This is a genomic window from Burkholderia sp. Ac-20379 (assembly GCF_017104645.1).
Lineage (GTDB): Bacteria > Pseudomonadota > Gammaproteobacteria > Burkholderiales > Burkholderiaceae > Burkholderia.
The window spans coordinates 1-11,554 of sequence record NZ_JAAGPF010000031.1; the positions used below are offsets into that span (position 1 = coordinate 1).

The window sequence follows — 11,554 nt, forward strand, 5'->3', positions numbered from 1 at the left end:
GCCGAGCGCCGCGACGCCCGCATCGCCGGGCTGCGTGGCGCAGGTTTCGACGATCGGCGCACCGGCCAGCGCGGTGGCGCCGAGCCACGCGCGGATCTCGTCGGACACCTGCGCGCGGCGCGCGGCATCCACGCGGTCGCATTTGGTCAGCGCGACGATGCCGTGCGCGACGCCGAGCAATTCGAGGATCGCCAGATGCTCGCGCGTTTGCGGCATCACGCCGTCGTCGGCGGCGATCACCAGCAGCGCGACGTCGATCCCGCATGCGCCGGCCGCCATCGTATGCACGAGCCGCTCGTGGCCCGGCACGTCGATCATGCCGAGCACCTCGCCGTTCTCGAGCGGCGTGTAGGCGTAGCCCAGTTCGATCGAGATGCCGCGCGCCTTCTCCTCCTTGAGACGATCGGTGTCCACCCCCGTCAGCGCGCGCACCAGCGTGGTCTTGCCATGATCGATGTGGCCGGCGGTCCCGACGATCATGCGCGCGCCTCCACGGCCGCGAGTTGCGCGGCGAACGCGGGCTCGTCGCCGGCTTCGAGGCAGCGCAGATCGAGCCGCAGCGCATCGTCGGCGATGCGGCCGACGACAGGCCGCGGCAGCGCCCGCAGCCGCGCTTCGAGCTGGCCGAGCGCGCGCCCGGCGCGCTTGCCCGAGGCAAGCCGCATCGCGAGCCCGTAGCTCGGCAGCACGTCCACCGGCAACGCACCGCTGCCGATCTGGCTGAACATCGGCTCGGCGCTGACGACGAACGCCTCGCCCACCGCCCGCTGCATGGCCGGCAGCATGCGCTGCGCGGTGTCGGCGATCTCGGCCTGCGCGCGCGTGAGCAGGCGCAGCGTGGTCAGCCGCTCGCGCAGGAACTCGGGCGCGCGGTACAGCCGCAGCACCGGTTCGAGCGCGGCGAGCGTCAGCTTGCCGACGCGCAACGCGCGCTTGAGCGGATGCTTCTTGATCTTCGCAACCAGCTCGCGCGAGCCGACGATCAGGCCCGCCTGCGGCCCGCCGAGCAGCTTGTCGCCGCTGAACGTGACGAGATCGGCGCCGGCCGCGATCGTGTCGCGCACGGTGGGCTCGTGCGGCAGCCCCCATTGCGCGAGATCGACGAGCGTGCCGCTGCCGAGATCGACCGCCACCGGCACGCCATGTTCGCGGCCGATCGGAGCCAGCTCGCCGAGCGTCACTTCGCGCGTGAAGCCGGTGATCGCGTAGTTGCTGCAGTGGACCTTCATCAGCAGCGCGGTGCGCGGGCCGATCGCCTCGGCGTAATCGTGTGCGTGGGTGCGGTTGGTGGTGCCGACCTCGCGCAGCCGCGCACCGGCGCGGCTCATGATGTCGGGAATCCGGAACGCGCCGCCGATCTCCACCAGCTCGCCGCGCGACACCACCACCTCCTTGCGCGCGGCCAGCGCGGACAAGCTCAGCAGCACGGCCGCCGCGTTGTTGTTGACGACGGTGGCCGCCTCGGCGCCCGTCAATTCGCAGATCAGCGCATCGATCAGGTCGTCGCGATCGCCGCGGCGGCCCGTTTCCAGATCGAATTCGAGATTCATCGGCCGCGTCAGCGCGGCCACCACGGCCTGCACGGCCGCGTCGGGCAGCAACGCGCGGCCGAGGTTGGTGTGGAGCACGGTGCCGGTCAGATTGAAGACGGCGCGCATCGCGCTCGCATCGTCGGCAGCGAGCCGAGCGCGCACGTCGGCGGCGATGCCGGCTTCGTCGAGGGCATCAGCCACGCCGGGATCGGCCGGATCGCGCCGCACCGCCTCGCGCCACGCGTCGAGCGAGGCGCGCACGGCGGCCAGCACGCGGGTGCGGCCGTGCATCTCGACGAGCGGCAGCACGGCCGACGACGACAGCACGCGCTCGACGGACGGCGCGCGTGCGAGCCGTGCGTTCAGATCGTTGACGCCGGTATCGCTCAAGGGCGCCCTCCCTTCACGCGTCGGACGACGGCAGTTCGGGCCACAGCAGCGGATTCGGCGAGCTGCGCCGGTAGCCGGCCTCGTTCATCAGCAGATCGAGCGTGAGGCTGGCGAGATCGTCGGCCAGCGGCTCGAACGCGAAATCCTTGTCCTGATAGCCGATCTTCCGATAGGTGTGGCACTCGTCGCAGGATTCGGCCTTGATGGCCTCGCTGCCGCCTTCGATGCCGTGATAGGCGATGCCCTTGGTCGAATCGCAGTGCGAACATTTGGTGCGCACCATGTGCCATTCGGTCGTGCACAGCGCGCACTGCAGGAAGCGATAGCCGTTCGCCGCGCCGCCGATGCGGATCACGCTCGCGACCGGATGCGAGCCGCACACGGGGCACAGGCCCGGTTGATCGAGATACGGCACGTCGGCGGCTTGTACGCGCGAGGCGAGATCGGTCCAGACCACCTGCAGCGCCGCCGCGATGAACGGCGCGGAGGCCGGCTCGACTTCGGCCACGCGCAGCGCGACGATGGCGTCAGCCTGCGCGTCGAGCTGCTCGGCGGTTTTCAGGCGCAGCGCGTCGATCAGCTTGGCGAGCGGCGGCGTGACGAGGCCGGCCTGTTCGACGCTGTCGAGCAGGCGTTGCAGCACGTCGCGCCAGCGCGGGTCGCGCGTGCCCGTCATGGCGGGCACGATCGGCATGGCGTGGGTTTGCGCGTGGCGGATCGCATCGGCGTCGGGCAGCGGCGCGTCGAGCGTGCCGAGCACCGCGTGCTGCGCGTCGGCCAGCGTCGCCATCAGGCGCAGGTAGCCCGAGATCGGATTGAGGTCGGCCAGCTTGCGCAGGCGGGCGGCGCGCTCGGCAAATGCGCTGGCGCGCTCGGGCAGACGAAAGCGGGGAATCGCCGAATGATCGAGGGCCGCGATGTCGTTCGGGTCGAGTATGCGTTGTGTCACGAGAGTCACCTGAAACTATCTGACCGGCGCCGCGATACGCGCGCCGGAATCGGTCGCTGGACCAGCCTCCGCGGGACGCGGCAGCCGCGGCGCAATGGCAGGCCGATCGGGCATGCACGCCGGCCCGCAAGCCGGCTTGGCGGCGGAGGCTGACGCAGCATCGCCGTGAAGAATACAGCTTCCGGCAAGCATTCGCCAATGTGGGATCGGGAATCGACCGAATGGGCGAACGCCGTATGCGAATCGCGAGAACGATGCGGAACAATGATGCGCGACCCGCACGTTTCGCCGCCAAGGCGGCGCGCGAATTGCGTCAGATCAGAGGAAACCAGAGGAAACAAAAGGGCCATCGCAGTGGATGGCCCGGATGGGAAACAGCGGAGCGAAACGGCGAATGGCACAACGAAATATCGCGCCAAATCATTTGAGATGGAAGATCCCGATGGCGAGCGTGACGACCGTGGCCAGCGTCGCCACCGCCAAACCTTTCGTGGCGGCGAAGTACAGCACGGCTTGATAGATTTCCTGCTCCGACATGTGCGCCCAGCGCGACGCCTTTCGCATCTCACGCATTGCAACCTCCTTGAACGGCAGCGTGGTGAATGAAAACCGCGAGCGCTAAAACTAGCATGCATGCGAAAAACGACATCCAAAACGGCAGATGGAGCTTGATCCACTGCAAAGCCGTAGCCGGGCGATGCTCCGACGGCATCGCCGGCGCAATGGCGCCCAACGCGGCGACGAGCGCACCCAGGCTGGCGGGCAAAACCATCACGAACGCCGCCATCATCTCCATCACCCCGAGCCGCCCTCTCGCCGCCATCCCCAGCACCTCCGCCTGCGCCCCGGCGGTCCAGCCCAACGCGACGAACCCGAGCTGGCCATGACGGATCGGCGCGAACAGATCGATCCTGACCGGCAGCCGCACGACGGCCGCGCCGAGCCTCGCCACGCACAGCATCAGGCACGGCGCGAGCGCGCCGATCGCCACGTTCGACACCAGCCAACCGCCCCAGTCCACCCACGTCGCCGTCGAGATCGCCATGCCTTGCATCGCCCGCTCCATCGAAGCCGAAACCGCATCGACCTTAGCATCGAATCCGCGCCAAACATCGCCTGCTATCCATCCGGCCAAACCCATGCACACACGCCGCCGCAATGAAAAAGGCCATCCCGAGGGATGGCCTTCGTCTGCCGGCGCCGAGAGGCGCAGCGTGCCACGCTAGCGCGTACGCCCCGAGTCCTTGACGGCCTGACGGAACCACTTCGGATGATGCTTGCGCGCCCAACCGAGCGTCACGGTGCCGCGCACCATCGCGCCGATCGAGCCCTTCACCCACAGCGCCGCGTAGATATGGACGATGATGCTGGCGATCAGCACGAACGCAGCCGCGGCATGCGCCACCGCGGCCAGGCGAATCGCCTCGATCGGGAAATAGAACGAGAAATACCGCCGCCAGATCACCACGCCCGACAGCAGCAGCACGAGCAGGCAGCACACCAGCGTGAAGAACAGCAGCTTCTGCCCGGCGTTGTAGCGCCCGACCGGCGGCAGATTCTCCTCGCGGTTGTTCAGCACGTCGCCCATCTGCTTCATCCACTGCCGGTCGTCGGCGTCGATCAGATTGTGGTGCCAGTAGCGCACCACCATGATCGCGAACGACACGAACATCACGACACCGACGAACGGATGCAGGATCCGCGTCCACTGGCCGCCGCCGAACAGCGCGGTCAGCCAGAACATCGATGGATGAAACAGCGCCAGCCCCGACAACGCGAGCAGCACGAACGTGATGGCGGTGATCCAGTGGTTCGAGCGCTCGTTCGCCGAGTAGCGGACGATCAGATTTCGATCTTCGTGGCTCATTTCACGTCCTCCTTGATCCGGCGCGCTTCGTCGCGGGCGGCGGCTTCCTCGCCCTCCGTCACCTCGTTCGGACCGACCCGCGTGTAGTGGAAGAACCCGGCCAGCGCGGTCAGCGCGAGCCCGGCCACCGCGAGCGGCTTGGCGAGGCCCTTCCACAGCTTCACGAACGGGCTGATCGACGGGTTCTCGGGCAGGCCGTGGTACAGCGTCGGCTTGTCCGCGTGGTGCAGCACGTACATCACGTGCGTGCCGCCCACGCCCTGCGGGTCGTACAGCCCCGCGTTGGCGAACCCGCGATCCTTGAGGTCGGCGATCCGGTCGGCCGCCTGGTGCTTCATGTCCTCCTTGGTGCCGAACATGATCGCCCCGGTCGGGCAGGTCTTCACGCAGGCCGGCTCCTGGCCCACCGCCACGCGATCCGAGCACAGCGTGCATTTGTACGCGCGGTGATCGGTTTTCGAGATCCGCGGGATGTTGAACGGGCAGCCGGTCACGCAATAGCCGCAGCCGATGCAGTTCTCCTCGTGGAAATCGACGATCCCGTTGTTGTACTGCACGATCGCGCCCGGCGACGGGCACGCCTTCAGGCAGCCCGGATCCTCGCAGTGCATGCAGCCGTCCTTGCGGATCAGCCACTCGAGGTCGCCGGCCGGGTTCTCGTATTCCGAGAACCGCATGACCGTCCAGGAATGCTCGGTCAGGTCGGCAGGATTGTCGTACACGCCGACGTTCTCGCCGATCTCGTCGCGCAGGTCGTTCCACTCCATGCAGGCCGTCTGGCACGCCTTGCAGCCGATGCACTTCGAGACGTCGATCAGCTTGGCGACGGTACCCGTGACGGGATCCCGCGCCGTGGGCGGCGGCGTGGTGGTGGCGGACACCCGTTTGATGTCCAGCGATTGCAATGCCATCTCGTTTCCCCTTTATGCCTTTTCGACTTTCACCAGGAACGACTTGAATTCCGGTGTCTGCGAGTTGCCGTCGCCCACGGACGGAGTCAGGGTATTGGCGAGATAGCCGGGCTTGGTCAGCCCCTTGAAGCCCCAGTGCAGCGGAATGCCGACCGTCTGCACCTTGCGTCCGTCCACCGTCAGCGGCTTGATCCGCTTGGTCACGACCGCCACCGCGATGAGGTAGCCGCGATTCGACGACACCTTCACCTTGTCGCCGTGCACCACGCCCACTTCCTTCGCGAGATCCTCCGAAATCTCGACGAACTGCTGCGGCTGCACGATCGCGTTCAATCGCGCGTGCTTCGTCCAGTAATGGAAGTGCTCGGTCAGGCGGTAGGTGGTGGCCGTGTGCGGGAACTTGTCCGGCGTGCCGAGCGCGGCCCGGTCGTCCGGGAACACGCGGGCGGCCGGGTTGTTCAGCGCGCGCGGGTTGCCGGGGTGGAACGGGTTCGCGGCCAGCGGCGTTTCGAACGGCTCGTAGTGCTCGGGGAACGGGCCTTCGTTCATGCCGTCGCGGGCAAAGAAACGCGCCACGCCTTCCGGATTCATGATGAACGGCCCCATGCCGTTTTCGGGCGGCTCGTCCGCCTTGAAATCGGGCACGTCGTAGCCGGCCCAGGCGCGACCGTTCCAGCCGATCAGCTTGCGGGTGGGATCGAACGGCTTGCCGGCCGTGTCGCACGAAGCGCGGTTGTACAGAATGCGCCGGTTCGCGGGCCACGCCCAGGCCCAGCCGAGCGTCTGGCCGATGCCGGTGGGATCCGAATTGTCGCGTCGGCCCATCTGGTTGCCGGCCGCCGTCCACGCGCCGCAGAAGATCCAGCAGCCGCTCGCGGTCGAACCGTCGTCCTTCAGTTGCGCGAAGCCGGCCAATTGCTCGCCGCGCTTGACGAGCACCTTGGCCGGATCCTTGGCGTCCGTCAGATCGGCCAGCGCGCGGCCGTTGAACTCCATCGCCAGTTCTTCCGGCGTGGGGCTTTCCGGGTTCGCGTACGGCCAGGTGAGGTTCAGGATCGGATCGGGGAACTTGCCGCCGTCCTTCTTGTACGCCTCGCGCATGCGCAGGAAGATGCCCGACATGATCTCGAGATCGCTGCGCGCCTCGCCCGGCGCGTCCGCGCCCTGCCAGTGCCACTGCAGCACGCGCCCCGAATTGACGAGCGAGCCGCGTTCCTCGGCGAAGCAGGTGGTGGGCAGGCGGAACACTTCCGTCTTCACGGCGGCCGGGTCGACGACGTTGAAATCGTCGTGCGGCTTCCAGAATTCGGAGGTTTCGGTGGCGAGCGGATCCATCACCACGAGCCACTTGAGCTTGCCGAGCGCCGCCGCCGTCTTCGCCTTCGACGGCGCCGCCGCCAGCGGGTTGAAGCCCTGGCAGATATAGCCGTTCATCTGGCCTTTCGCCATCAGCTCGATGGTCTGCAGCAGGTCGTACGGCTTGTCGAGCTTCGGCAGGTAGTCGTAGCCGAAGTTGTTCTCGGCGGTGGCCGCATCGCCCCACCACGACTTCATGAAGCTGACGAAGAACGCGCGGTAGTTCTTCCAGTAGCTGAGCTGGTTCGGCCGCAGCGGCTGCGAGGCGCGTTTCGCGATGTACGCCTCGTAATCCTGCTCGGCCTGCGACGGCAGCGTCATGTAGCCCGGCAGCAGGTTCGACATCAGGCCGAGGTCGGTCAACCCCTGGATGTTCGAGTGCCCGCGCAGCGCGTTCATGCCGCCGCCGGCGATGCCGATGTTGCCGAGCAGCAGTTGCACCATCGCGCCGGTGCGGATCATCTGCGCGCCGACCGAATGGTGGGTCCAGCCGAGCGCGTAGAGGATCGTGCCGGCGCGGCCGGGCACCGCCGTGGTGGCCAGCATCTCGCACACCTTGAGGAACTTGTCCCTCGGCGTGCCGCAGATGCGCTCGACCATCTCGGGCGTGTAGCGCGAATAGTGCTGCTTGAGCAGGTTGTAGACGCAACGCGGGTGTGCGAGCGTCGGATCGACCTTCACGAAGCCGTCGTCGCCGCGCTCGTAATCCCACGTCGATTTGTCGGGATAGCTGTGCTTGTCGGGGTTGTAGCCCGAGTAGATGCCGTCGTTGAACGCGAAATCCTCACGGACGATGAACGGGAAATCCGTGTAGTTCCTGACGTACTCGTGTTGAATCTTGTCGTTCGTCAGCAGGTAATTGATGATCCCGCCGAGGAACGCGATGTCCGTGCCGGTGCGAATCGGCGCGTAGTAATCCGCCACCGATGCCGTGCGCGTGAAGCGCGGATCCACGACCACGAGCCGCGCCTTGCGGTGCGCCTTCGCTTCCGTGACCCATTTGAACCCGCAAGGATGGGCTTCGGCTGCATTGCCGCCCATCACCAGTATTACGTCTGCGTTCTTGATGTCGACCCAATGGTTCGTCATCGCGCCGCGGCCAAACGTCGGGGCAAGACCTGCCACCGTCGGGCCGTGTCAGACACGTGCCTGGTTGTCGAATGCGAGCATCCCCAAGCTGCGGATGGTTTTGTGCGTCAGATAACCGACTTCGTTGCTGCCGGCCGAGGCGGCCAGCATGCCGGTGGTCAGCCACCGGTTGACCTTCTGGCCGTCGGCCGTGGTCTCGACGAAGTTCGCGTCGCGATCTTCCTTCATCAGCTTCGCGATGCGGTCGAGCGCCGCTTCCCACGAGATCGGTTCCCATTTGTCGGAACCGGGCGCGCGGTATTCGGGCTGCGTGAGGCGGCTCGGGCTGTGAATGAAGTCGATCAGGCTCGCGCCCTTCGGGCACAGCGTGCCGCGATTGACCGGGTGATCGGGGTCGCCTTCGATGTGGATGATGCTCGATTTGGCGTTCTTGGCGCCGTCTCCGAGCGAGTACATGAGGATCCCGCAACCGACCGAGCAATACGGGCAGGTGTTGCGGGTTTCGACGCTGCGCGCCAGCTTGTATTGGCGAACTTCCGCGAGGGCGTCGTCGGGCGAGAATCCCAGCAGGGCGAGACTCGATCCGGCGAGCGTCGACGCGGTCACCTTCAAGAACTGGCGCCGGGACAGGTGGAGCATGATGGTCTCGGCGAAGATGTATTGGGGAACGTCTTGGATATGACGACACAGTCGTCGCGACGATTTTACGCCGTCCATTCACGATTCGTATGTCGGGAAAATCGACGTTGCGCTATTGATTTATAGGAAACGTCGTTGCCGATGGAAAGCCGAATCGATACGGCGCGATTCGGCGAAACACCGCCCGATTCCGGCCCAAACCCTTTACCGACAAGGATTTCAGAGAATTCGCCTTGCTCTCGATATATTTATTTGGATATGACGAGACAGGCCGATTCAACAACGCCCCAGATCGCCCGGCATTCGAATCGAAGTCAATGCCAATTGCGCTCGCTCAATGTCGATGTATATATACAAACATAACGAGCGATGCATTTCGGCCGAAAACAAACAGGCCGGCGACGATGCGCCGGCCTGCCGATTCCACGCATCCCGTGTGTCACTCCGTATCGCGCGGCTCAGCAACCTGGAACAAGCAATCGCCGCGCTGCGTCTGCGCGGGCACGCGGCGACACACCACCTCGCCGTTCGCCTCGAAGTAATGCACGACCGGCTCGCGCAGCGGCGTATCGGGGAAATGAATACGTGCGGCCGGCTGCCCCGCGCGCACCACGTCGCCCAGCTCGACGAGCGGCTCGTAGACGCCGTGCTCGTAAGCGAACACGAAGTGGCTCGGGCCGCTCGTGCTCATGAAGCGCGTGACGGCGGGCGGGCCGTCCGGCACCAGCGGGCCGTGCACCGCGCCGATGAAGCCGAGGAAATTGAGCAGGCCCTGCCAGCCCTGGCTCAGCAGCGTGGCATCGGTCATGCCGGCGCCGCCCAGCTCGGTCAGGATCGAGATCGCACCCTGCCGGCGTGCGGCGGCGGATGCATAGGTGGGATTCGGTGCGGTCAGATAGGCGCGCGGCATGCCGAATGCGCTCAACACGGCCTTCACGTGGCGCGCCTCGTCGGCGTCGCGCGGTTCGAGCGCGATCAGGTTGCCGCCGTGATACAGCAGCGAACTGCCGCCCGAATGCAGATCGACGAGGTAATCGGCGCGCGCCAGCAAGGTGTGCTCGATGTAGTCGGCGATGATCTGCGTGGGCGTGCCGGCCGGATCGCCGGGGAACGTGCGGTTCAGGTTGCCGCCGTCGAGCGGCGAGGTGCGCAGCCCGGCTTCGGCGGCCGGATAATTCGCCATCGGCAGCACGATGATCTGGCCGCGCACGTGTTCGGCCGACAGTTCGCGAATCAGCCGCGAGGTGAGGATCTGCCCTTCGTATTCGTCGCCGTGGTTGCCCGACATCACCAGCACGACCGGGCCCTCGCCGTTGCGGATCGACGCCACCGGCACCGGCAGCCAGCCGTATGCGGAGCGGTGCACCGAATGCGGCAGGCGCAGGTAGCCTGCGTGCTTGCCGTCGGCGTCGAGGTCGATTTCACAGCGGATCGGGTTCGGATGTCGGGGGGATACGTCGGTCATGATCGATTCGGATCGGTTGGCAGGCGCGAAAGCAATACCGCAGCTTACCGGCATTCGCACGGTTTCGGGGCGCGAGCCGCCGCGCTTGCGGGCACGCCGTTTGCGCGCCGCACCGACGAGCGGCCGCCGTGCGCCGCGCATCCGCGCTTCGTCGGCATGGTGCTGCCGGCCGGCGAGGCCGGTTTCGCCCCCGATCGAATAAACTTTTCGGGACAGAATGCGTCCGACCGCACAACCCCTTCTCGACGCGCCCGCGCTCAAGCCCATGAAGCCCTTGCTTTCGCAACCGCCGCAACAGCTCGTCCAGACCAATGTGAACTGGGCGCTCGACGCGTTCAAGCGTTTCTCGAACGACCATTGCACGACGATGGCCGCCAGCATCGCGTTCTATTCCGCGTTTTCGCTGGCGCCGATGCTGGTGATGGTGATCGCCGTGGCCGGCTGGTTCTTCGGCGCCGACGCCGCGCGCGGCGAGGTATTCAACCAGGTGCACAGCCTGATCGGCAACGAGGCGGCCGCCGGCGTGCAGACCATCGTCGAGAACGCGCACCGGCGCGACAGCAACGGCGGCGTCGCCGCGGCGATTTCGTTCGCGATGCTGGCGATCGGCGCGTCGGCCACGTTTTCGTCGCTCAATACGGCGCTCGGCATCGTCTGGCCGACCAGCGAAAAGCGCTGGTCGTCGATGTTCGGGCTGGTGCGGGTGCGGCTGATCTCGTTCGGCCTGGTGCTCGGCGTGGCGTTCCTGCTGATCGTGTCGCTGGTGCTCGATACCGCGATCACGTTCGTCGGCAAATGGCTGTGGGGCGCGACGCGCTTCGTCGTGATCGGCAACGTGATTCAGTTCACGCTCGGCATCGCGATCCTCGCCTGCGCGTTCGCCGCGCTGCTGAAATTCCTGCCCGACGCCCATGTCACGCGGCGCGATGCGTTCACTGGCGGGATCGTGTCGGCCGTGCTGTTCGCGGGTGGCAAGAAGCTGTTCGCGATCTATCTCGCGCATGCCGGCACCGCCAGCGCATTCGGCGCGGCCGGCTCGCTCGCGGTGCTGCTGATGTGGCTGTACTTCTCGGCGGCGGTGCTGCTGCTCGGCGCCGAATTCGCGGCCGCGCGCGGCGACGCCGAACGCGCCCGCGCCGAAGCGAAGCTGACGCCCCCCGCGCCGCAGCCGCCCATTTCGTCCTGAATCGTTCCGAATCGTCCTGAACCGGCAGCGGGCGAATCCGGCGGATTCGCCCGTTTTCCATCCCTCGGTGTTTTCCCTTGGTCGATTGACGCGCTCGCCGCCGCTTCGGCCGAATGCGCATACGACGACACGCCGAAACCTCGCGCGCAAACGTTTGACAGGCCTGCTTT

10 protein-coding genes are annotated in these 11,554 nt (G+C 66.6%); 1 reads left to right on the forward strand and 9 read right to left on the reverse strand.

The genetic code is table 11. From position 1 onward, the window contains the following. The 9 genes from G3N92_RS06595 to G3N92_RS06635 form a co-directional block, all read right to left on the reverse strand. Nucleotides 1–480: GTP-binding protein (locus tag G3N92_RS06595; protein ID WP_206126655.1), on the reverse strand; the 480-nt coding region annotated here is incomplete at its 3' end. Continuing rightward, nucleotides 477–1,922 carry an L-seryl-tRNA(Sec) selenium transferase gene (gene selA, locus G3N92_RS06600; RefSeq protein WP_206126656.1) on the reverse strand — a complete coding sequence of 482 codons (1,446 nt, stop codon included), beginning with the start codon at nucleotides 1,920–1,922 and terminating at the stop codon, nucleotides 477–479. The genes selA and G3N92_RS06595, both read right to left, overlap by 4 nt. 13 nt (nucleotides 1,923–1,935) lie before the next feature. Then, complete coding sequence (gene fdhE, locus G3N92_RS06605; RefSeq protein WP_206126657.1) at nucleotides 1,936–2,871, reverse strand: formate dehydrogenase accessory protein FdhE; 936 nt, start codon at nucleotides 2,869–2,871, stop codon at nucleotides 1,936–1,938. A 420-nt stretch (nucleotides 2,872–3,291) separates the two neighbouring features. Continuing rightward, complete coding sequence (locus G3N92_RS06610) at nucleotides 3,292–3,444, reverse strand: hypothetical protein (RefSeq protein ID WP_206126658.1); 153 nt, start codon at nucleotides 3,442–3,444, stop codon at nucleotides 3,292–3,294. Beyond that, the gene (locus G3N92_RS06615) at nucleotides 3,437–4,012 is read right to left on the reverse strand and encodes a hypothetical protein (protein ID WP_206126659.1); all 576 of its coding nucleotides are present in this window, start codon (nucleotides 4,010–4,012) and stop codon (nucleotides 3,437–3,439) included. The genes G3N92_RS06610 and G3N92_RS06615 overlap by 8 nt, the downstream gene beginning before the upstream one ends. An 81-nt stretch (nucleotides 4,013–4,093) precedes the next feature. Then, nucleotides 4,094–4,738 carry a formate dehydrogenase subunit gamma gene (locus G3N92_RS06620; protein ID WP_206126660.1) on the reverse strand — a complete coding sequence of 215 codons (645 nt, stop codon included), beginning with the start codon at nucleotides 4,736–4,738 and terminating at the stop codon, nucleotides 4,094–4,096. Then, nucleotides 4,735–5,649 (reverse strand): formate dehydrogenase subunit beta, encoded by a 915-nt coding sequence (gene fdxH / locus G3N92_RS06625; protein WP_206126661.1) that lies wholly within the window; start codon nucleotides 5,647–5,649, stop codon nucleotides 4,735–4,737. Before fdxH ends, G3N92_RS06620 begins: the two co-directional genes overlap by 4 nt. Nucleotides 5,650–5,661: 12 nt before the next feature. After that, entirely contained in the window at nucleotides 5,662–8,733 is a 3,072-nt protein-coding gene (gene fdnG / locus G3N92_RS06630) for a formate dehydrogenase-N subunit alpha (RefSeq protein ID WP_206126662.1), read from the reverse strand. Nucleotides 8,734–9,172: 439 nt separating this feature from the next. Further along, complete coding sequence (locus G3N92_RS06635) at nucleotides 9,173–10,198, reverse strand: succinylglutamate desuccinylase/aspartoacylase family protein (RefSeq protein ID WP_206126663.1); 1,026 nt, start codon at nucleotides 10,196–10,198, stop codon at nucleotides 9,173–9,175. Between the two features lie 265 nt (nucleotides 10,199–10,463). Between G3N92_RS06635 and G3N92_RS06640 the strand changes: the two genes are divergently transcribed. Continuing rightward, a complete protein-coding gene (locus tag G3N92_RS06640; protein WP_206126664.1) occupies nucleotides 10,464–11,384 on the forward strand; it encodes a YihY/virulence factor BrkB family protein in 921 nt (306 codons plus the stop codon). Nucleotides 11,385–11,554 lie beyond the last annotated feature (170 nt).

Coding starts and splice junctions, on each gene's coding strand:
- G3N92_RS06610 (WP_206126658.1), bottom strand. CDS start 3,444: ATGCGTGAGATGCGAAAGGCGTCGCGCTGGGCGCACATGTCGGAGCAG.
- G3N92_RS06615 (WP_206126659.1), bottom strand. CDS start 4,012: ATGGGTTTGGCCGGATGGATAGCAGGCGATGTTTGGCGCGGATTCGAT.
- G3N92_RS06620 (WP_206126660.1), bottom strand. CDS start 4,738: ATGAGCCACGAAGATCGAAATCTGATCGTCCGCTACTCGGCGAACGAG.
- fdxH (WP_206126661.1), bottom strand. CDS start 5,649: ATGGCATTGCAATCGCTGGACATCAAACGGGTGTCCGCCACCACCACG.
- G3N92_RS06635 (WP_206126663.1), bottom strand. CDS start 10,198: ATGACCGACGTATCCCCCCGACATCCGAACCCGATCCGCTGTGAAATC.
- G3N92_RS06640 (WP_206126664.1), top strand. CDS start 10,464: ATGAAGCCCTTGCTTTCGCAACCGCCGCAACAGCTCGTCCAGACCAAT.